Here is a 22243-nt window from a genome sequence, read left to right as displayed (position 1 = left end):
AAATCGGCCGGCTCCCATCTTGATGTAAGTCTGATCCTACGATGGAGGAATATCGGGCACAGCCGATCACCTTACTCTACCAGATTGACCGGCATTCCTGCGCTTGTCTTCACCTCGTCCCCGCTGAAAAACGCCCGCAATTGGCAAAACACATCTTTAGAACGCTGGATTTGTTTCAGTGGCACACTGAAGGACACGCGGAAATGACCTGCTCGGCCAAATTGGCTGCCCGGCACAACCAAGAGATGGAACCGCTCCATCGCTTCCATGCAAAAAGCCACGTCATCAGGAATGGGCGACTTCGGAAAGATAAAAAATCCCCCTTGCGGCGGGAGAAACGAAAAGCCCGCTTCCCGTAGGATGTCTGACATCATCTCACTGCGAAGCCGATATGGAGAGGCATCCACTTCCAAGCTATCCATACCGGCGATAGCCCGTTGCATCAGCATCGGAGCGTGCAAAAATCCCATCACCCGGTTGCAGTAAGCCAGCGCGGCCGCAAGCAACTCCTTGTGCTCAAATGCTTCATTGAGTGCAATATAACCGACCCGTTCCCCGGCAAGTCCCAATTCTTTGCTGAAAGAACCAACAAAAATCACACGGTCGCTGTCGGAAAACGGGTTAGCGTATGTACCACCAAAGGTCAATTGGTCATAAGGGGAGTCATACACCATAAACAGCCGGCGCCCTGTCTCGGTTTCCCACTCAGCCATCATCCGGCCCAATTGCGACAAGTTCTCCTGTGAAAACACTTTGCCGGTCGGATTGTGGGGTGAATTGACCATGATCGCTTTCGTCTTGTCCGTAAGCGCCTCTTTCACGCCGTCGATGTCGATATCAAAAGACCCCTCCTTCAGCGGAACGATGGTGCAGGCTCCACCGAAGTTGGTCACATACCGCTCGTACTCCAGAAAATACGGAGCCAGCAATACCACTTCATCACCGGGATTCAATATACTTCTAAACACCAGGTTCAGCGCTCCCGCCGCTCCCGATGTCATTACTACATGTGCCGGTGAGAATCCAGTTTGATAGCGGTTGGCCAAGTAAGAGGCAATGCGCTCCCGGGCTTCATACAACCCTTGATAATCACCATAAGAATGCTTGCCAGCCAGAGGTTCATCCACAACCTTGCGCAAGGACTGATAAAAGGCTTCCGGTGGCTCCAAGGCAGGGCCGCCAATGGAAAAGTCAAACACATGCTCCTCACCATGCAACTGTTTCAATCTCTTCCCTTCTTGAAACATGACGCGAATCCAAGAATGCTCATTTAGTGAATTGGCAATGTCATGGGAAATCATCGTATTCTCCTTTTACCTTCTTTTGCGGATAGGTATGGGCAGGCAACCGCACAACATCGCTCATCCCACCCTCTTACCACTAGCAGAATGGTCAGACGAATCCGACTTAATATCAAATCATACCGCATAACCATCTGCTTATCCAGAACCTCTTACAAAAAATATCCCCCCTTGTGATCTCGCCGGCATCCCCCATAAACCGTGCAATGAAAAAACGAGCCCCCTGTTTCCGGGAGGCCCGTCATGCAACTGGACGCTTGGCTAAAGTCCAGCCATCCTTTATGCGTTTTGCACTGGCTTATCCTTTTCGCAACCAGCGAGCGATGTCTTTGGCATGGTAGGTGATAATGAGGTCTGCACCAGCACGTTTAAACGAAAGCATGGTTTCCATCACTACTTTTTCCTCATCAATCCAGCCATTAAGCGCGGCAGCTTTAATCATGGAGTACTCCCCGCTCACATTGTAGACAACGACGGGTAAATCAAACCGCTCTTTCACCCGATAGATCACATCCATATAAGACATCGCTGGCTTGACCATCAGCATATCGGCACCTTCAGCGACGTCAGATGCCGCTTCCCGCATGGCTTCACGGGCGTTGGCCGGGTCCATCTGATACGAACGGCGGTCACCAAATTCCGGTGTGGAATGGGCTGCATCACGGAATGGACCATAGAAGTTGGAAGCATATTTCACAGCATAAGACAGAATCGGAATATGTGCGTAACCCGCCTCATCCAAGCCTTTCCGAATCGCGTAAACAAACCCATCCATCATATTGGAAGGAGCAATCATGTCAGCGCCCGCTTCCGCTTGCGACACGGCGGTCGCCGCCAACCGGCGCAGGGAAGGATCGTTAAGCACTTCCCCATTTTCCACGATCCCGCAATGGCCGTGCGAAGTGTATTGGCACAAACAGGTGTCGGCAATCACGTAAAAAGAAGGATGCGTTTCTTTAATCTGGCGAATCGCTCGTTGCACAATGCCATGATCGTGGTCTGCTTGGCTACCCACCTCATCTTTCTCAGCGGGCACACCAAAAACCATCAAAGATGAAATGCCCAATGCCTTGAGTTCTTCCAATTCTTCTTCAAGCCGGTCTAGCGACAGGTGGAACACACCAGGCATTGATGGCACTTCATTTTTAATGTTCTCCCCTTCAACCACAAACATGGGGTAAATCAAATCCTCCACATGCAGATGGTGTTCGCGCACCAAGTTACGGATTACTTCGTTGGCGCGTAAACGACGATGGCGCATGAATGGTTGCATTGCAACTACTCCTCTCTGTTCCTTGAGCCTGAGTAAACTTTCAGCATTTCGGGTGCGTTACAATTGTTTCATTGTCTCCACAAGCCCGTCAATTGTGTATGTTTCAGCGGTTGCATCAACTCGCACTCCAAGTTTCCGCGCAGTTTGTGCGGTAATGGGGCCGATGCACACCACTTTCGTTGACGCCAGCAATGCCTCGGCTTCTTCTGTGACTGATCGCACTGCCTTCAAGAAATTGCGTACGGTGGAAGAACTTGTGAAAGTGATCACATGAATGGCGCCTTCTTGCAACAGTTTAACTACTTCAGATGCCTCCGTTGCATCCGCTACCGTATCATAAGCATCCACTTCCGTCACATGGCATCCCATGCGCGCCAGTTCGTTCGGCAACACCTTGCGAGCGATATTCGCGCGCGGCAACAAGATTTCCTGCCCTGCTTTCACCAAGGGACGCAAATGCTCAACCAACGCTTCTTGTTGATACTCCCCTGGCAATGATTCAACCAACAATCCTCTGTCAAGCAAGGCTTCCGCTGTTTTAGCGCCTACCGCCCCGATTCGCGCCTTGGCCAATGTCCGGATATCGATGCGCAACTCGCGTAAGCGTTTGAAAAAACAGTCCACCCCGTTGACGCTGGTGAAGATGACCCAATCATATTTATCCAGTTGCTTGACGGCATCATCAAACACATCCTGCCGTTTGGGCGGAGTAATCCGAATCACCGGGAACTCGATCGCTTCCCCGCCTAAGGCCTCGATTTTTTCAACCAGCGCACTGTTCTGGCTACGCGCTCGGGTCACTAAGATCCGTTTGCCAAACAAAGGCTTTTTCTCAACCCATTGCAAGCGTTCGCGCAATTTCACCACTTCACCGACAACAATGACAGCAGGAGAGCGTAATCCGGCCTCCTCTACCTTCTGCACAATGTCTGCAAGGGTGCCGACAATAGTGCGCTGTTCCGCCCGCGTGCCCCAGCGAACCAATGCGATCGGTGTGTCCTCGGAGCGTCCGTGCTCCAGCAAGCTGCTCACGATATACGGCAGGTTACTCACACCCATCAAAAACACCAGTGTCTCCGAAGCCAGTGTCACCTTATCCCATCGAACCGACGACTTAATTTTTTTTGGGCACTCATGTCCTGTCACCACTGTGAAAGACGTATTATAATTACGATGTGTCACAGGGATACCCGCGTATGCAGGCACTGCAATGGCAGAAGTGATACCGGGAACCACCTCAAAAGCGATGCCCTCTTCCACACAGCATTCCGCTTCTTCGCCACCTCGGCCAAAGATAAAAGGATCGCCTCCTTTGAGGCGGGTAACCACCTTGCCCTCTTTCGCCTTTTCCACAATTAGCTCATTGATCTTTTCTTGTTTCAGCGTATGGCGATCAGGAAGCTTCCCCACGTAAATCAATTCTGTACCGGGGCGTGCATGCTTTAACAGCTGGGGATTCGCCAGACGGTCATAGATGATCACATCGGCTTTCTTGATGGCTTCCAAGCCTTTCACTGTGATAAGACCTGGGTCTCCGGGGCCAGCACCCACCAAATACACTAAGCCGGTCATCCGACTAACCCCTCTCGCACCTCACTCAACAATTCCCCTGCGCCCTGTTCCTTGAGCTCCGCAGCCAATTCTCGACCTACGGCTTTTTCATCCGACCCCTGTTTGATTCCTTTGATCACTCTGGTTCCGTCCGGATGCGCGACTAACCCGGTCAGGCGCACTTCATCACCGAGTACTTCCGCATGCGCGGCCAGCGGCAAATGGCAACCTCCTTCAAATGCACGCAAGAAGGCCCGTTCCGCTTGAACCGCCCGCGCCGTCTCTACATGATGGATTTCCAACAGCAAGGCCAGCAGTTCATGGTCGTCTTCACGGCACTGGATCGCCAAAGCCCCTTGACCCACCGCCGGCAACAAGATATCCTTCGACAGGGTTTCCGTCACCTTCTCCTGCCAACCCATACGGGCCAGTCCAGCCTGCGCCAACAAGATCGCATCAAATTGCCCTTCTTCCATCTTGGCAATGCGCGTATCCAGATTGCCACGCACCGGTTTTACCTTCAAGTCGGGACGATAAGCCAATATTTGTGCTTGGCGGCGCAAACTGCTGGTGCCGACCACCGCGCCAGATGGCAATTCAGCCAAAGAAAGACCGTTCCGCGACAACAGGCTGTCACAAGGGTTTTCCCGTACAGGAATCGCTCCGATCACCAATCCCTCAGGCATTTCTCCCGGAAGATCTTTCATGCTGTGAACCGCAAAGTCAATCCGCCCATCCAACAGCGCCTGTTCAATCTCTTTGACAAACAGTCCTTTGCCGCCCACTTTTGACAAGGTCACATGAAGAATCTTATCCCCTTTGGTCACAATCTTTTCCAATTGGACGGTCAGATCAGGACGTACCTTCTTCAATTGTTCGACCACCCAATTGGTCTGGGTTAAAGCGAGCAGGCTCTTTCTCGTTCCTACCGTAATCGTGCGCACGCGTCCAACCTCCATTCTAGGTTTGCGGGGACAAGGCGTGATCCAACCACTGATACATCTTGTTCCGCACTTTCTCCGGATTGGCCCGGCACTCTTCCAACCATTCTTCGCCGGCCAATTCTTTCATCAATCGGTACCGTTCTTTGGGTACCGGTACGCGTTGTTGAATGATCCCGCGCATTTCTTGAAGCAACTCCAAGTGCAATTCATACTCTTCCCCATACATCGACGCCAATTGGTCGCGTATTGTTTGGGCCAGGGAAGGGCTGGCCCCGCCGGTGGAAACGGCAATGCAGAGCTTGCCCCTCGTCACCGTCGCGGGAACGGTGAACGTGCACAGCTCTGGATGGTCGATTACATTCACCCACTGGCCGCGCGCGTCGGCTTCGTGGCGGATCTGCACGTTGACCTCCGCTTGGTCAGTCGCAGCGATAACCAAACGGCATCCCTCATGGTCTTCCCGCCGATAAAGGCGACGCCGCCACTCAATCTCACCGGTGTCCGCCCATTGCGCCAACTGAGGAGTCAGCTTTGGACTCACCACGGTGACCAAAGCTCCCGCATCGAGTAGCCCTCGCGTTTTTCTTTCGGCCACCTTGCCGCCCCCTACCACCAGACAGCGCAATCCGTTGATGTCTACCATCATGGGATAGTATTTTTTCATCTCCTGAACCCCTTATCGCCCGAATCATATCCAGTGATGAAATGAAAAACCGGCGCGTGTGATGATATAATTGCTCAACACGGCAAACAGGGATAACAGCGTCCACCAAGCCAACTTGCGACCGTGCCACTGGCGCCTCGCCCACTTCCACAAGATGAATGCGTACAGCGCCAACACCCAGAGCGAACTCCACACCTTGGCATCTTCCCAAAACTGGGCGCCGATTGTTTGGTACGCGTAAATCGCCCCCAACGTCATGGCTGTCAACAACAGGCTGGTGCCCAATACTAACAGCCAGGCCGACATCCCTTGTAAACGATCGAGACTGGGAAGACGCCGCAACAAATCATTCCATTTTTTTTGTTTCAACAAATAATTGTTCACCAAATAAAGCCCCGCTCCAATGCTGGCCAAAGAGAAAAACGCGTTGGCCATCATTGCTAGCGTCACGTGCAAAAAAACCAATTCCGACAGCAGCAGCTTCTCCATCACGGGTGATGATGATCTCACAAAAAAAAGATGGATGGCCAGCATGATAAAACTCAAAGAGTTGGCGATAAAGAAAAGAATGGACATCCGATACACAAAATGCATGACCAGGGTAAAGCTGATCAATACCCAACTATAAATGGACAAAGCGTCAATACTTGCAGAAATGGGAATCAGCGCCAATCGCTGTACGACCAACACGATGGTCTGTAAGACCCACACCCCTGACAAAAAGAGGATGGACAATTGTTCCAACCGCTTGCTAGGGCGCAACAAATCGGCAAATGAAAACGCCAAGCTGATCGCATAGACGTACACCATGAAATCGACGATCCAACGCTCTTGGAACAAAGGCGCCTCCCCCTTTAAGCGTTTCCGCTGGCAAGCGCTGCCGTGTTAGGAAGCTCGACAGAATCAGACTCTTCTTGTTCCTGCTCCGCATTCAGCTGTTTTTCAAGCGCGAACAATGCGACGAACATCTCTTGCGCCAACTCTTTTTGAGGGGACGTTGCCAACTCCTTGACACGCACAATGGGATCACGCATCAATTGGTTGACAATGCTTTTGGTGTGCTTGCGGATCACACGCTTCTCCTTCTCCGTCAATTCCGGAAGTTTGCGTTCGATCCGCAACACTGCCTCTTCTTGGATGGCAAGTGCCTTATCGCGTAAAGCAGTTATGAGCGGAACCACCCCAAGTGTGTCAAGCCACTCGTTAAACTGCCGCAATTCTTCTTCGATCCACAGCCGCACTTTGGCCGCCTCTTGTTCCCTGATCGCCATATTGGCGTCAACGATTCCGTTCAAGTCATCAATGTCATACAAAAACACTTGGTCGAGCTCATGGATCGCCGGATCGATGTCCCGCGGCACCGCAATATCAATCAGGAACAAAGGGGAGCGGCGCTTCTTGAGCACAGGTTCTACCATCGCTCTAGTCAATACAGGTTCCTTGGCGCCGGTCGAGCTCACAACGATATCCGCCTCTAACAGAGAGGGAATCAGCTCGTCCCATGTCCGGGCCTCACCTTGAAACTTGCGCGCCAATTCCTCCGCTTTGCTGAGCGTGCGGTTGACCACCAACACCCGATTGGCACCGATTGCATGAAAATGCTTGGCGGTGAGCTCACTCATCTTTCCGGCTCCGATCAACAGAATCGTTTTGCCGGAAAAAGAATCAAACATTTTCTTGCCCAATTCAACCGCCGCATAACTGACGGACACGGCGTTCTGTCCAATTTCGGTCTCCGAGTGGACACGTTTTCCAAACGTGACCGCTTGTTTGAACAACGAATTAAACAGTGTTCCCGTCGTCCCCGTCTGCTGGGCGGTCAGGAACGCTTGCTTCACTTGCCCCAGAATCTGCGTCTCTCCCAACACGAGCGAATCCATTCCGCACACAACGTGGAACAGATGACGCACAGCTTCTTGATTCGCTTTCACATAAAGGTGTTCAACAAACCCCTCTTTGGGCAACCGGAACCAGCTTTCCAAAAAGGCTTTCGCATAATACTCTCCTGTGTGCAGTTGGTCAGCGACCACATACAGTTCCATGCGGTTGCAAGTGCTGACAATGACACATTCGAGCACACTCTTCATGTCCCGCAAACTCTTTAGCGCTAGCTGAAGCCGGTCTTCCTGAAACGCAAACTGTTCTCTGATCTCCACTGGAGCTGTTTTATGGTTTAAACCAATTACTAGCGTATGCATGCTTTGTCACCCCGAACTTCAGTTTAGCCGCTTTTCGGGCTAAGCTGGTCGAAAAAATCATTCTCAATCAAATTACATTATAGCACAACCTTTTTCAATCCCAAGTTCTGGGCTGTGAACAGATTTTGAAGGGCCGGACAGCTGGCGGCATCGCAATCGGAGAATTTGTCGGTCATTGTTCATCTTTTTGCTCCCTTGCCAACTTGTTCAACAAGTACTTCTCTTTACAATATAAGTTGACATCATAGAGAGGGAAACTGCTATGAGATCTTATCTACGCTACATCCTCATCCCAATCGCTTTTGTTCTGTTGGCCCTCGCCGCCGCACTCGAATACTTTGGAATCATTTGGCACAATGACCTGTTTGCGTGGCCTTATCAAGTAAAAGGCTTAGACGTTTCCCATCACCAGGGCGTCATTGATTGGCAAACGGTCCGGGCCGAACATGATTTTCGCTTCGTGTTTATCAAAGCCACTGAAGGCCAAGACTTCATTGACAAACGCTTTAAGGAAAATTGGCGGGAGGCGAAAAAACAGGGATTGCTCGTAGGCGCTTACCATTTTTTCTCCATGCAAAGCCCAGGCGCGCGGCAGGCGGACAATTTTATCCGTACCGTCCCCAAAGAGCCTGACAGCCTGCCCCCTGTGATCGATGTGGAAATTCACTTAAACCACGACCGACAGAAAGTGCATCAGGAGTTGATGGTGCTCTCCCAGCGCTTGGAACAACACTATGGCCAAAAACCAATCCTTTATGTGACGTATGATACATACGGGCAATACATCGCGTCGAGCTTCCCGACTCATCCCATCTGGATCCGCGACATCAAAAAATTCCCTACCTTAAACCGGGATTGGCTTTTCTGGCAATACTGCAACCGCGGACGTATCCGAGGCATCGACACATATGTGGACATCAATGCCTATCATGGGGAACTTGACGAGTTTCTGCAACAATTCACCACCGCGAAGTGAAACCTCCTAAACTGGCTTGGACGGGGAAGAGGACAATGTTAATCTTTCGGCATCGCCTTCCCCTTCATTTAAGCTATGAAAACGGATTAAACAGCAGAATATTGCCAATTTCTTGTCAAATTTCGCCGGAAATGTCAAAATGAAATTAATCCAATGAAAAAGAGGTGGCGTTTGATGGCAAAGAAAATCAAACCGTTTTGCATCCGGTTGTTGATAATCTGCATCGCTTGTCTGCTCGCCGCCTGTTCCCCCTCTGCCCCGTCGAATCAAATCCGACTGGTCGAGGTGACGCATTCCCTCTTTTATGCCCCACAATACGTCGCTCTGAGCAAGGGCTTTTTTAAACAGGAAGGGCTTAACATCGAGTTAACCAACGGCAACGGTGGCGACAAAACGATGGCGACCCTGCTCTCTGGTGATGCCGATATTGCTTTGGTCGGTGCTGAAGCAGCCATTTATGTGACCGCCCGCTCCACCAACCAACCCGTCAACGCCTTTGCTCAACTGACACAAACCGATGGGACATTCCTCGTTTCGCGGACACCCATTTCCTCATTCAAATGGAGCATGTTAAAAGGAAAAAAACTGCTCGGCCAGCGGCGTGGGGGGATGCCCCAGATGGTGAGCGAATATGTACAACGCATCAACGGCTTAGCCCCTCATCAGGATGTTAACATCATCCAGAATGTAGACTTCAAAAACTTGGGCAATGCGTTTCTCGCAGGAACTGGCGATTTCGCCCAACTGTTTGAACCCACTGCCTCCAAAATCGAGCAAGCCGGCAAAGGAACCATTGTGGCTTCTTTCGGCAAAGACAGCGGACGCCTGCCATATACCTGTTATCTCGCCAAAGAGAAATGGCTTGCGCAACATCCTGATTTGGCCCGACGTTTCACCCGCGCCATCTATCAAGCACAACAATGGGTCGCTTCCCACTCCGCTGAAGAAGTGGCCACCGCCATCCAAAGTCACTTCCCCGACACCAGCAAAGACATCCTGATCCGCGTCGTAAAACGTTATCAAGAGCAACAGTCCTATGCCACTTCCCCGATGATTGAGGAGCCAGAGTACAATCACCTGTTACGCATTATGAAAGAAAGCGGGGAACTGCCCAAATCCATTCCTTACAGTGAGCTGGTCAATACGGAAATCGCCAGCCACGTGGTAAAGGAGGGATAAAACATGGTCTCGGACTACGCGGTACAGATTGAAGACCTCACGCACACTTACTTTACCAAGACGGAAGAGGTAACCGCCATCCGCTCGCTCTCCCTGACCGTCCAACGCGGGGAATTCGTGGTCTTGGTCGGCCCTAGCGGATGTGGCAAGAGCACCATCCTCTCTCTGATCGCAGGATTAATTACCCCCGCCAGCGGGCGCATTCAGTTGTTCGGTGACCCGGTGAACAGCCCTTCTCCCCGAATCGCCTATATGCTGCAAAAAGACGGACTGCTGGCATGGCGCACCGTCGCACAAAACATGATCCTCGGCTTGGAACTTCGCCGACAAGCCACCGCCGCGGCGATCGCCGACACACACCGGCTTCTGGATGAAATGGGCTTATCCCATGTAGCCCACCACTACCCCCACCAACTGTCAGGAGGCATGCGGCAACGCGTGGCCCTCGTTCGCACCTTGGCGGTACGCCCCGATCTTCTGCTATTAGATGAACCCTTCTCTGCACTGGATATCCAAAACAAAATCCACTTGGAGCACCTGCTGACAAACGTGTTGAAAGAGCAACAGAAAACGGCCATATTGGTCACCCACGATCTGGAGGAAGCGATCGCCATCGGAGACCGCGTCCTCGTCATAGGCGGACGACCGGGGCAAATCAGGTACACACTCCCGATTCCGGAAGACATCCGCGCGCTTCCCCCTCTGGAAGCGAGAGCCCATCCATCCTTCCGTTCGTTGTTTAGCGAGTTGTGGCGGGAGGTGAATCGCATTGAAAAGCTGGCTTGAGCGCGGTGCGGCAAGTCCCCATCACGCCCTTTACCTGCGTCGGCTTCGCATCCGGCAAACATGGGTATGGGTCCTTCGCATCCTGCTCTTCATCGCCTTTGTGGCAGTGTGGGAAGGGGCGGCCCGTGTCGGCTGGATTGATCCGTTTCTCTTCAGTAGTCCGTCTCTCATCTGGTCGCAGGCGGTACAATTGGCAACGGCAGGCGAACTGTTCCATCACATCGGTTTGACATCATTGGAGACAGCCGCCGGATTCATCCTGGGCACTGTCGGTGGGATTAGCTTGGCCACATGCATTTGGGCATCTCCGTTTCTGTCACGCGTGCTTGACCCTTACCTCGTCATTTTAAACAGCATGCCCAAAGTGGCCTTAGGTCCTTTGTTTATTGTGACATTGGGTGCCAATGGCGCCTCCATCCTGGCCATGGCCGTCGCTATCACGATCATCATTACTACCTTGGTCATCTACACCCGCTTCCAGAGCGTGGATGAGAGCTATCTGCACCTGGCCCGCTCGTTTGGCGCCACCCGCAGCCAAATCTTCCGCAAAATCATCTTCCCTGCCTGCATCCCCGACATGATTGCCGCTTTAAAAGTAAATGTGGGATTAGCCTGGGTGGGAGTGATCGTCGGCGAATTCCTGGTGTCCAAAGCAGGACTTGGTTATTTGATCATTTATGGATTCCAAGTGTTCAATCTCAATCTGGTCATGTTGAGCTTGGTGGTAGTGGCCATCATCGCTACTGTAATGTACCAATTGATCGCTTGGTTGGAAGCCCGGTTGTTGCGCCACCGTCAGCGCGGTTGATGTAGTGGTCGCCGGCAACCAAATTATCGGATAAAAACGGGGGGGACGTCTGACACCGACGCCACCTCGTTTTTCATTTTTCTGTCCTGACTCGTCTCTGAATTGTGATAAGATGGAAAAGGAAAAATCTACTGATCTTCAAGGAGAGACGCTTTTCATGCAATCAAAGCTGATCGGATTTATCCTGATCCTTGGCGGAGCCTTGTTGTTGGTAACCAAATTTGAACTCGCTCCGCTCCAATCATTTATTACCTGGCCCTTTATCATGTTTTTAATCGGAGCGATCTTGCTATTTGTCGCTTTTCTAAAACGAATCGGCTCCTTGGCCTTATGGGCTGGGTTAATTGCCTTTCTCGGATTGTCGGTCTGGGGCATAAAATATGTAGATGGCTGGCCCAACCACTGGAGTATCCTGCTCGTCTTCGTCGGTTTGTCCGTCTTATTACAGTACCTCCTTACCAAACACAACATGAGCGGGATCGTGGGCGGCATCTTGGTCTTGACAGGTGTGGTCGCTTATCCGGGTGTCACGGAACTGCCGATCGTTTCCCCTGTCACCACCGTTTTGCACAACTATTGGCCGGTTTTTATTGTCGTTTTGGGATTGATCTTCTTGTCCAAAAAATAATGCGAGGAGTCAAGCCAATGAGCAAATCATCGGAAGGGATTCGTCACATGCGAACAGCCGGCCGAATTTTGGCTGCCTGCCACCGGGAAATTCGCAAACGCATCCGCCCGGGCGTTTCCACTTGGGACATCGACCAATGGGTAGAATCCTATTTAAAGCGGTACGGGGCCACCCCAGAGCAAAAAGGATACATGGGCTATCCTTATGCCACTTGCGCTTCCATCAATGATGAAGTCTGCCACGGATTTCCCCACAAAACCCCACTCTCAGAAGGAGATATCGTAACTATCGACATGGTGGTGAACTATAACGGCTGGTTGGCCGATTCGGCTTGGACTTACCCCGTCGGCACGATCAGCGAAGCTGCGCAACGGTTGCTAGAAGTCACCAAAGAATCACTGTACCGCGGCATCGCCCAAGCACAAGTGGGAAACCGCGTCGGAGACATCTCCCACGCGATCCAAACTTTTGCTGAATCTAAAGGGTATGGCGTCGTTCGCCCGTTTATCGGCCACGGGATCGGGCAGCGCATCCATGAAGAGCCGGAAGTGCCCCACTACGGGCCACCCCACCAAGGCCCATTGCTAAAAGAAGGCATGGTGATCACAATTGAACCGATGCTGACGTTGGGCAACCATCATGTCACCATTGCAGCAGATGGCTGGACAGCCAAAACTGTGGACGGCAGTCTCGCGGCCCAGTATGAACACACCATCGCCATCACCAAAGACGGCCCGGAGATTCTAACTGATCAAGGCGAAGCGGGCGCCTGACAAAAAAGCGCCCGCTTCACACGTATGGATATTCCTCTCGCTCCCGCTGGTAACCCCGCTCCAGCCCCCGCGACACCAAATATAATGAAAACAGCAACAACAGAAACAATCCAACCGGGATCAGGATAATTTCCGGATAAGAAATGACAAAGCTTTTGTTCTGCGTCAACAATCCCGCCCACTCAAATGAACGAGTGATCGCATGTTCCCGTTCAAACACATTTTCTATGCGAATCATTCCGCCGACAAAAACCCCCAACACCCCCAGTTGTCCCAACAAATTTAACACCAGGATACATTCCACGGCCACAAGTGCTTACGCACTAGCCACCATTTGCTGCCACCCATGAGTTTCGAGGCCTCCACAAACGCTTGCCCCTTCCATTCAATCACATATGCTTTAAAAATATGTGCCACCTGTGGGATACCGATCAACACCAACACCGCCAGTTGAATCAAGGCGATGGTCAGCACCTCCACACTTTCCATTTGGTTGATGTTAAACAACAGAAAAAAAGCAATGAAAAACACTGGGAATAGCCGGGCTACCCGCATCAGCGTACCATCCTGGCGGCGCTTCCCTGCCTGCGGGGACAATCCTTTTAGTACGCCAATCATCCCACCAAACAAGATGCGAAGCCCCGCTACCAACAAAACGGTCAGCAATGTGTAACGCAGCCCCAACAGAACCAACGTCAACATATCGCGACCAAACACATCCGTCCCCAACCAATGCCTCTCCGAAGGAAGTTCTGGCGGCCCGACGATTTCCCCAGCCCTGACGGGGAGCAAAAACATTTGATGAGGAGAGTAGGGAATCACCCACGGCCCGATGAGCGCCACCAGCGACAATAATAAAAGCAACCCCATTCCTGTATAAAAAGCGACTGGACGGCGTAATTTCCGTTTAATCATGAGCTACCCCCCTGACAATCAGCGAAAATGCCAGCCGCATCAAGCCGTAAAGGCACATAAACAAGATGACCAACAGGAACAGCGAATTGACCAACACTGGATAGGTAAGCAGTGGCGTAATCTCAAACTTATGCAGGATAAACCAACCCACACCATTAACGTTCATCCACTGCTCCACAACAATCATACTTCCGATCATCGCGGACACCAATTGGGGCAAGTGTGCCCTTACCTGTGGCAACACATTGCGCAAGACATGCCTGTTGAGAATGGCCGAGCGCGGAATGCCTTTTGCTTTGGCTAACAATACATACTCTTTGCTCAATTCGGCATAAGTGAGATGGGAAACCAGACGCACAACGTAGACAAAAGGCAAGATAAATAACACCAATATCGGCAACAACACCGCCTCTTCTTGCTCGATGGTCATCACATTGGCGAGCAGCACTCCTGTTCGCTTATACACCCAGATGACCAATAATTGCAATGTCATGGCCATCATGAGATCGGGAACTACATTGCAAAACCCCACCACTTCTTTCAACCAACCTGTGGAACTGGCAAACCGCACTCCCACCCAGATCCCAAGGAACAAGGCGATCACCCCGGCTCCGCCCACATAAGCGCAAGAATACCAAAACAGCGGCCAAACCGCCTGCAAGAAATTTTCATGCACCAGCTCCAAGTTATGTAATCGGTTATACATCAAACTTTCGCCACTATAAATGCCGGCGAAATAGTCAACCACCGAGTGAATTGCTTGACTAACCGATTGAATCTGCTTAGTTGGCTCCACTATCTCTCCAAACGGCAGCAAAGGGCACAGCGCCAACAAAAAGACCAGCGCCAGCACGGCAAAGAAAGACGAACTCCAACGGCGTATCATAAGATCGACTCCTGCCTTTGTTGTTATAAATATCAAACAATTCCAATATAACATATAAATTCTTTTTCATTTTTTCAAATAGCCTTTCCACTCGGCCGCTTGTCTCCCTTGTATATTGCAACAAAACACAAAAAACCCCCTTTCCAAATGGAAAAGGGGTCCCTTGTTGTTATTCAGCGGCAAAGTCGGTGCGAAGCTGGCTTTTTTCCTCATATCGTTCCAGGGCCAGCTGGATCAATTTGTCTACCAGTTCCGCGTAGGTCAAGCCGGAATGCTCCCACAATTTTGCATACATGCTGAATTGGGTAAACCCTGGCATCGTGTTGATTTCGTTCAACAAGATCTCACCCGTGTCTTTGCGGATGAAGAAGTCCACCCGCGCCAGTCCGCTACCATCAATGGCCTTAAACGCGCGAATCGCCATTTCACGCAGTTGCTCGGCGGTGTCTTGAGGCAGTTCAGCGGGAATGCGCATGACCGATTTGCCATCGATATATTTTGCTTTGTAATCATAAAACTCATTGGACGAGACAATTTCTCCCGGCACAGAAGCTTCCGGTTCGTCATTGCCTAATACCGCAACTTCCACTTCATGAGCCGGCACAAATTCTTCGACCACGATTTTCCGGTCATACGCCGACGCCAAAGCGAGCGCCTCGATCAGTTCCTCACGGTTTCTCGCTTTGGAAATCCCCACACTGGAACCGAGATTAGCCGGTTTGACAAAACAAGGGTAACCCAATTCCTTTTCGATGCGCGCAAGCACCGCTTCTTGATTGCGCACCAAGTCAGCCTTCAAGAAAGAGACATAGTTGGCCTGTGGCAAGCCGGCTTCGGCAAACACCTTTTTGGAAACGGCTTTATCCATACCAACGCTGGAAGCCAGTACACCAGCACCTACGTAAGGGATGTTGGCAATCTCCAGAAATCCTTGAATCGTCCCGTCTTCCCCGTAAGTACCATGCAATACCGGAAACACGACATCGATCTCTTCTCGCTGAAACGCAAGCAATGCATGCGTCCCGGTCGTCACGGCGGGCATCAGCTGTTGCAAGCGGTTGATCTCCGCCTGTTCCGCCTTTCCTTCCAACATCGGCAATGCAGCTTGCCCCAAGAGGAACGATCCTTCTTGAGTGATACCGATGGGTATGATGTCGTATTTCTCGTGATCCATCGCTTTCATCACTGAAGAAGCCGAAGCCAAAGAGACCTCATGCTCTCCCGATTTTCCCCCAAACAGTACGGCCACCCGTAATTTCTTGCTCATCCTTCCCCACCCCTTCTTCTGTTATGACTCATGTTTATGTGGTTAGCTCTGCATTCTGTTCTTCCATTCGTTGGGTGATTTCCCGCCACACTTCATCGCGCCCTTGTCCCGTTTCGGAAGAAAAGCAGATGAGTGGGTCTCCTTTTTGAAGCTCAAGCCCTTCTCTGATTACTTTCAAATGTTTCTGCCATTGCCCTTTTGAAATCTTATCCGCTTTGGTTGCCACAACAATGGTGGGAATGCCGAAATGCTTCAAGTATTGATACATATTGTAATCATCATTGCTTGGCGGGTGGCGCAAGTCAACCACCTGAATCACCGCCTTGAGCTCGTCGCGCTGACTCAGGTACGTTTCCATCATCTTTCCCCAAGCATTGCGCACGCTCTTAGGCACTTTGGCGAAGCCGTAGCCCGGCACATCAGCAAAATATAAGGCATCATTGATCTTATAGAAGTTGATCGTCTGCGTTTTGCCAGGCTTGGAACTTGTACGGGCCAAGTTTTTGCGCCGAATCAGGCAGTTGATCAACGAAGATTTGCCCACATTGGAACGCCCAGCCAGCGCGAATTCTGGCAGGGCGTCGTCTGGATACTGCGCCGGCTTCACAGCGCTTATCACAAATTCAGTTGTTTTCACGATCATAAGGATCCCTCACTAACGCCAACTTCAACACCTCATCCATTTGGCTGACCGCGGTGAAAACCAAATCTTTGCGAACGCTTTTTGGAATTTCCTCCAGGTCTTTTTCATTGTCTTTTGGAATGATCACATGTTGAATGCCGGCTCGATGAGCGCTGAGCGCTTTCTCTTTTAATCCACCAATCGGTAGCACCCGTCCGCGCAACGTGATCTCCCCAGTCATCGCCACAAAGCGGGATACCGGAATGTTGGTCAAGGCCGACACCAATGCGGTAGCCATGGTAATCCCGGCGGATGGCCCATCTTTGGGAATCGCTCCTTCCGGCACATGAACATGAACATCCATTTTCTCATGAAAATCGGGGTCGATGTTGAGCGCTTCCGCCCGGGAACGAATGAAGCTGAACGCCGCTTGCGCTGATTCTTTCATCACGTCCCCCAGTTGACCGGTCAAGGTCAATTTTCCTTTGCCCGGCAAGAGTGAGACTTCAACCGATAACGTATCGCCGCCTGTCTCCGTCCAAGCGAGACCGGTGGCCATGCCGACTTGATCTGTCTCTTCTGCCCGACCATACCGGAATTTTTCTGGGCCGAGGTATTCTTCCAAATTCTTGGCCGTGATAACAACTTTGTTCTTCTTACCTGACACAATCTGCTTGGCAGCTTTGCGGCATAATGTACCAATCGTACGTTCCAGGTTGCGTACGCCCGCTTCCCTGGTATAATGGCGAATCAGCTTCAATGTAGCCGCACCCTGAATTTGCAATTGCTCTTTGGTCAGCCCATGTTCTTTCAGTTGCTTGGGAATCAGGTACGATTTGGAAATTTGCTCCTTTTCCAGCTCAGTGTACCCGGAGATGTAAATCACTTCCATCCGATCCAAAAGCGGGCGTGGAATGTTGTGCACAGCGTTGGCCGTGGTTACGAACATCACTTTGGAAAGGTCAAAAGGAATTTCTATGTAATGATCGCTGAATGTGTTGTTTTGGTTCGGATCTAAAACCTCCAACAACGCCGCTGATGGATCACCACGGAAATCCATTGACATTTTATCAATTTCGTCCAACAAGAAGACGGGGTTCGCGCTACCGGCTTGCTTCATCCCCTGAATGATCCGTCCGGGCATCGCACCCACGTAGGTACGCCGGTGGCCGCGAATTTCCGCTTCATCGCGCACGCCGCCTAGGGAAATCCGCACAAAATGACGATTTAATGCCCGTGCGATGGAACGTGCCAATGACGTTTTCCCCACTCCGGGAGGACCCGCCAAACAGAGGATTGGCCCTTTCAACTGTTTCACCATCTGCTGCACGGCCAAGTATTCCAAGACCCGTTCCTTTACCTTTTCAAGTCCATAATGGTCTTCATCCAAGATGGTTTCCGCTTTGGCCAAGTCCAGATCGTCCACAGTCACCCGCTGCCAAGGCAAATCAAGCAACCACTCGATATACGTGCGCACCACGCCGCCTTCAGCAGATGTGGTCGGGATTTTCTCCAAACGATCGATCTCTTTTTCGATCTTCTCTTTGACCTCTTCCGAAGCCTCTAATTCTGCCAGCTTCTCACGCAACTCTTCCGCTTCGGCGAGGCGCCCTTCTTTTTCTCCCAACTCTTTTTGAATGGCTTTCATCTGTTCGCGCAGATAGTATTCTTTTTGCGTTTTTTCCATTTGTTTTTTCACGCGCGAACTGATTTTCTTCTCAAGCTCCAGCACTTCTTTCTCGTTATGGATGATGGCGAGCAATTTTTCCAAACGTGCTTTGACATCAATCGTTTCGAGAATGGACTGTTTGTCGGAAATCTTGAGGGGCAGATGAGAAGTGATCACATCGGCAAGGCGTCCCGGTTCTTCAATGTCAGACACGACAGAATAGGTTTCAGGAGAGACTTTTTTGGACAGACGCAAGTATTGTTCAAAATGGTCCAATACGGAGCGCATCAGGGCTTCCGTGTCCATATCTCCCTCATCTATGCCTGCCAACTCTTCATAAGTGACGATATAACATTCTTCTGAATCTACATATTCCTTGATACGGGCTCTTTTTAACCCTTCCACCAGAACCCGAATGGTGCCGTTGGGCAATTTGAGCATCTGCCTCACTTTGGCGACCGTGCCGATCTCATAAATGTCTTCGGCCAAAGGTTCTTCTATTTGAATTTCCTTTTGTGTCGCAAGTAAAATATGATGTTCATCATCAACCATTGCCTTTTCCAAAGCTTGAACAGAGCGTTCCCGCCCCACGTCTAAATGCAAAACCATTGTCGGAAAGACAATCAACCCTCTTAAAGGGAGCAAAGGCAATGTGCGTTCCTCTTCTTTTACAGCCATACATGCACCTCCGTTGCTGACACTCAAGGAACTGAATAACTTTGTACGATTTTATCTTATTCGATTTGTTTTGTCTATGACATAACCAAGTCGGATTCCCACTGCGGGAGGCCGACTTGGCACGTTTGTCCAGGCCAATTCCGCACTTACATTCACACTGGCGCCGAGGTGGGGGCAAACACGGACGGCACTGTCGCGTCCTCGGTCTGCTTTTCCTCCTCTACAAGTGCCAGATCCAATACCGCTTCAATCCGTTCTACGGGAATCACTTCAATCCCTTCCATGTGCTCGAAAATGGATTGCATATTCTCACGCGGTATCAATACTCTGGTCGCACCTGCTTGTTTGGCCGCATCAACTTTGGCTATGATCCCTCCCACTGGCTTGACATAGCCGTGTATGCTTAATTCACCCGTCATCGCCAACCGATGATCTACGGGTTTCCTTTTGATTGCCGAATAAATAGCCGTGGCGATCGCCACCCCTGCCGAAGGGCCATCAAGCGGCATACCGCCTGGGAAGTTTATGTGCAAATGATAAGCATCGGGATTCAGGTTCGTGCTTTGCCTCAAGACAGTGATCACATTTTCAACAGAACCCCGAGCCATGCTTTTGCGACGGATGGTACGCTCGCGTCCGGCCATCTCTTCTTCTTCGACCACTCCGGTGATCTGGATGCACCCTTTGCCTGATTCTGCGGGTGTAGCTGTCACTTCAATCTCGATCACGGTGCCCAGATGAGGGCCGTACACCGCCAATCCCGTCACCAATCCCACTTGCGGAGCAACCGGCATTTTCTGCTCTGGCCGCGGATTGAGCTGACTGCTGTGGACAACCCATTCCACATCTCTCGCCTCAACCACTCGGCGATTTTCCGACAAGACAAGCCCGACAGCTGTTTGAACGATGTTTACCGCGTCACGCCCGTTCGTCGCATAACGGGTAATCACTTGAACCGCTTCCGGCTCGTAGTCAAAATTGATGCGTTTTAACGCTTGTTCGGCCACTTGTTCGATCTCATGGGCTAACAAGGGACGGAAAAAGATCTCCATGCACCGGGAGCGTATGGCCGGCGGGATTTCGGCAGGCGTGCGAGTGGTGGCGCCGATCAGTCGAAAATCAGCAGGCATCCCATTTTGAAAAATATCATGGATGTGACTGGGGGTGTTGCTATCTTCAGAGCTATAGTAAGCGCTCTCGAAGAAAACTTTGCGATCTTCCAACACTTTCAGGAGCTTATTCATCTGCACCGGATGCAATTCACCGATCTCATCGATGAACAAAACTCCCCCATGCGCTTTTGTTACCGCTCCGGGCTTGGGCTGGGGGACGCCGGCGACTCCCATCGCCCCCGCCCCTTGGTAGATTGGGTCATGCACAGAACCGATCAGCGGGTCTGCGATGCCCCTTTCATCAAACCGTGCCGTCGTCGCATCGATCTCCACGAATTTGGCGTCCCGGGTAAAGGGCGAAGCGCTATTTTTAATGGCTTCTTTCAAAATAATGCGCGCCGCAGCCGTTTTGCCCACCCCTGGCGGACCATAAATGATCACATGTTGGGGATTGGGGCCGCACATGGCCGCCTTCAACGCGCGTATCCCTTCTTCTTGCCCGATGATTTCGCTCAATTCCGAGGGCCGGGTCTTTTCCGCCAACGGTTCCGTAAGGGAAATCTTGCGCATGGATTGCAATTTCTCCAATTCCCTCTTGGCTTCGCGATCCACGGCGCTACGGTGTGTCTGTTGGCTTTTAAGCAAGTTCCAAAAGTATAACCCGATGACGATGGAGAAGAACACTTGTAAAAACATGAGTAAAGCAGTCCAACTCATTTGACGCCCATTCCTTTCTGCTTCGCGGAACTCACCGTTTCTTTGTTTTGTATTATGACCGCCAACATGAAGGGCTACTCATGTTTTTATTTCCTTCCCCACTGTCCTAGCGCCGCTTCATATACATGTCAAACGCCCAGTGCAACATCGGAATCACCGGGTAATCCCATTCGCCGACCATTTCGCACGCTTCGCCCCCAAAACCCATTTTGAAATGCAACAATTCAAAATTGGGGTGGTGCTCGTCCAACGTGGTGCTGATCCCACGGAAATCAAAGATGCGATCTCCCTGCTGATAGGCATCTTGGATCATTTTCCAACGCAACAGATAAGGAGAAGGCTCTTCCATGGTTTCACTCAACCGGGCGTTATATAAATCCCAGGTGTGGCCGTCGACGCGCACGGCAAGCGATGTGCTCAACAGCTTGTCCCCCTTACGGGCCAAATAAAGGCGAACGCGATAAGGGTCTTCCAATATCAACGTTTCAAACATTTTTTCAAAATAAGACACATCGCGAACTTGCGATTTTTCGCGTTTTGCCGCTAAAGCCAGTAGCCGGTGAAATTCCGGCAAATCCCGCTCCGTACCCAATTGGACGCGAATCCCGTCCTGCTCCGCATTTTTGATACGGTTTTGCCAGTAAGGATGGAACCCTTTATACACTTTTTCCAGCGTCTTGTTTTTCATGTTGAGCCGATACACGAACTGCGGCTGCACCGTTTCAAAACTGTCTTCCACCACATGCTTCCGCCATCCCATGTCAGCCAATTCCTGCTGAACGTATTCTACTGCGTTAAACACCTGATCCGGACGGATATCCGTCAACCGTCTCCCACGCAAACCGTGTGATTTGAATTCTTGGATGGATTGATTGATCGTATCGCAAGACCATTTCCGGCGCACCAGCGGGGGATCCATTTTGACGCTAAATACTTGACGTTGTTTCAAATGATTGAACAAAGGAACAAACCATTCTTTCATGTTGCGGTCGGAAAACCAGTCGATAATCGGACCACGAGGTATGTATGCCAAAAATTTATTCATGCCTGGCACTTTGCGGTACAGCACAACCGCGCCGCCAACCATCTTGCCATCTTTGTTTACCCAGCCTAAGAAATCGCTATTCCATTGCCATTCCCGCTTGAGATCCGCCCATGAAGGGTATTGCAAAAAATTGCGATAAGGTTGGGTTTTGACAAAATTGATATAGCGTTCACGATCAATTGCAACAATTTTCAACATATCCCTTTCACCTCTTTCTTTATCGAAAAAGCAGCCCTACCATACAAGCAGTA

21 protein-coding genes are annotated in these 22243 nt (G+C 50.9%); 6 read left to right on the top strand and 15 right to left on the bottom strand.

What is annotated here, in order from left to right; all coding sequences use genetic code 11:
- Window positions 1-71: 71 nt before the first annotated feature.
- From EDC32_RS03420 to hemA, 7 genes are all read right to left on the bottom strand, one after another.
- Complete coding sequence (locus tag EDC32_RS03420; RefSeq protein ID WP_132220022.1) at window positions 72-1301, bottom strand: pyridoxal phosphate-dependent aminotransferase; 1230 nt, start codon at window positions 1299-1301, stop codon at window positions 72-74.
- A 298-nt stretch (window positions 1302-1599) separates the two neighbouring features.
- Window positions 1600-2574: a porphobilinogen synthase gene (hemB, locus tag EDC32_RS03415; protein ID WP_132220021.1), complete on the bottom strand. Its 975-nt coding sequence runs from the start codon at window positions 2572-2574 to the stop codon at window positions 1600-1602.
- A gap of 57 nt (window positions 2575-2631) precedes the next feature.
- Window positions 2632-4146 carry a uroporphyrinogen-III C-methyltransferase gene (cobA, locus tag EDC32_RS03410; protein ID WP_132220020.1) on the bottom strand — a complete coding sequence of 505 codons (1515 nt, stop codon included), beginning with the start codon at window positions 4144-4146 and terminating at the stop codon, window positions 2632-2634.
- The gene (gene hemC / locus EDC32_RS03405) at window positions 4143-5069 is read right to left on the bottom strand and encodes a hydroxymethylbilane synthase (RefSeq protein WP_022736028.1); all 927 of its coding nucleotides are present in this window, start codon (window positions 5067-5069) and stop codon (window positions 4143-4145) included. The genes cobA and hemC overlap by 4 nt, the downstream gene beginning before the upstream one ends.
- Before the next feature lie 16 nt (window positions 5070-5085).
- The gene (locus EDC32_RS03400) at window positions 5086-5733 is read right to left on the bottom strand and encodes a precorrin-2 dehydrogenase/sirohydrochlorin ferrochelatase family protein (protein ID WP_132220019.1); all 648 of its coding nucleotides are present in this window, start codon (window positions 5731-5733) and stop codon (window positions 5086-5088) included.
- A gap of 24 nt (window positions 5734-5757) precedes the next feature.
- Window positions 5758-6573, bottom strand: a complete 816-nt coding sequence (locus tag EDC32_RS03395) for a cytochrome C assembly family protein (protein WP_132220018.1) — start codon at window positions 6571-6573, stop codon at window positions 5758-5760.
- A gap of 14 nt (window positions 6574-6587) precedes the next feature.
- Window positions 6588-7931: a glutamyl-tRNA reductase gene (gene hemA / locus EDC32_RS03390; protein WP_132220017.1), complete on the bottom strand. Its 1344-nt coding sequence runs from the start codon at window positions 7929-7931 to the stop codon at window positions 6588-6590.
- Between the two features lie 262 nt (window positions 7932-8193).
- Between hemA and EDC32_RS03385 the strand changes: the two genes are divergently transcribed.
- The 6 genes from EDC32_RS03385 to map all read left to right on the top strand — a co-directional run bounded on the left by EDC32_RS03385 (window position 8194) and on the right by map (window position 13081).
- A complete protein-coding gene (locus EDC32_RS03385; RefSeq protein ID WP_132220016.1) occupies window positions 8194-8907 on the top strand; it encodes a glycoside hydrolase family 25 protein in 714 nt (237 codons plus the stop codon).
- Between the two features lie 174 nt (window positions 8908-9081).
- A complete protein-coding gene (locus tag EDC32_RS03380; RefSeq protein ID WP_132220015.1) occupies window positions 9082-10086 on the top strand; it encodes an ABC transporter substrate-binding protein in 1005 nt (334 codons plus the stop codon).
- Between the two features lie 3 nt (window positions 10087-10089).
- Window positions 10090-10872, top strand: coding sequence for an ABC transporter ATP-binding protein (locus EDC32_RS03375; RefSeq protein WP_132220014.1), 783 nt, complete (start codon window positions 10090-10092; stop codon window positions 10870-10872).
- A complete protein-coding gene (locus EDC32_RS03370) occupies window positions 10856-11680 on the top strand; it encodes an ABC transporter permease (RefSeq protein ID WP_132220013.1) in 825 nt (274 codons plus the stop codon). Before EDC32_RS03375 ends, EDC32_RS03370 begins: the two co-directional genes overlap by 17 nt.
- Before the next feature lie 157 nt (window positions 11681-11837).
- Entirely contained in the window at window positions 11838-12308 is a 471-nt protein-coding gene (locus EDC32_RS03365) for a hypothetical protein (protein ID WP_132220012.1), read from the top strand.
- 17 nt (window positions 12309-12325) lie between these two features.
- The gene (gene map / locus EDC32_RS03360; RefSeq protein ID WP_132220011.1) at window positions 12326-13081 is read left to right on the top strand and encodes a type I methionyl aminopeptidase; all 756 of its coding nucleotides are present in this window, start codon (window positions 12326-12328) and stop codon (window positions 13079-13081) included.
- A gap of 16 nt (window positions 13082-13097) precedes the next feature.
- On the opposite strand, the gene EDC32_RS03355 is transcribed toward map, so the two are convergent.
- From EDC32_RS03355 to EDC32_RS03320, 8 genes are all read right to left on the bottom strand, one after another.
- Window positions 13098-13370 carry a hypothetical protein gene (locus EDC32_RS03355; RefSeq protein WP_132220010.1) on the bottom strand — a complete coding sequence of 91 codons (273 nt, stop codon included), beginning with the start codon at window positions 13368-13370 and terminating at the stop codon, window positions 13098-13100.
- On the bottom strand, window positions 13364-13996 hold the full coding sequence (locus EDC32_RS03350; RefSeq protein ID WP_132220009.1) for an ABC transporter permease subunit: 633 nt from the start codon (window positions 13994-13996) through the stop codon (window positions 13364-13366). The genes EDC32_RS03355 and EDC32_RS03350 overlap by 7 nt, the downstream gene beginning before the upstream one ends.
- The gene (locus EDC32_RS03345; RefSeq protein WP_022736017.1) at window positions 13989-14882 is read right to left on the bottom strand and encodes an ABC transporter permease subunit; all 894 of its coding nucleotides are present in this window, start codon (window positions 14880-14882) and stop codon (window positions 13989-13991) included. The genes EDC32_RS03350 and EDC32_RS03345 overlap by 8 nt, the downstream gene beginning before the upstream one ends.
- A 169-nt stretch (window positions 14883-15051) precedes the next feature.
- A complete protein-coding gene (locus EDC32_RS03340; protein WP_132220008.1) occupies window positions 15052-16149 on the bottom strand; it encodes a D-alanine--D-alanine ligase in 1098 nt (365 codons plus the stop codon).
- A gap of 34 nt (window positions 16150-16183) precedes the next feature.
- Window positions 16184-16792 carry a ribosome biogenesis GTP-binding protein YihA/YsxC gene (gene yihA, locus EDC32_RS03335; protein WP_022736015.1) on the bottom strand — a complete coding sequence of 203 codons (609 nt, stop codon included), beginning with the start codon at window positions 16790-16792 and terminating at the stop codon, window positions 16184-16186.
- On the bottom strand, window positions 16773-19118 hold the full coding sequence (gene lon / locus EDC32_RS03330) for an endopeptidase La (RefSeq protein WP_022736014.1): 2346 nt from the start codon (window positions 19116-19118) through the stop codon (window positions 16773-16775). The genes yihA and lon overlap by 20 nt, the downstream gene beginning before the upstream one ends.
- 152 nt (window positions 19119-19270) lie before the next feature.
- Window positions 19271-20947: an ATP-dependent protease LonB gene (lonB, locus tag EDC32_RS03325; RefSeq protein ID WP_132220007.1), complete on the bottom strand. Its 1677-nt coding sequence runs from the start codon at window positions 20945-20947 to the stop codon at window positions 19271-19273.
- A gap of 106 nt (window positions 20948-21053) precedes the next feature.
- On the bottom strand, window positions 21054-22190 hold the full coding sequence (locus tag EDC32_RS03320) for a lipid II:glycine glycyltransferase FemX (protein WP_246026830.1): 1137 nt from the start codon (window positions 22188-22190) through the stop codon (window positions 21054-21056).
- Between the last annotated feature and the right edge of the window lie 53 nt (window positions 22191-22243).

This window comes from Laceyella sacchari (assembly GCF_004343255.1).
In the GTDB taxonomy this organism is placed as follows: Bacteria; Bacillota; Bacilli; order Thermoactinomycetales; family Thermoactinomycetaceae; genus Laceyella; species Laceyella sacchari.
This window is presented reverse-complemented; position numbering and strand designations above follow the sequence as displayed.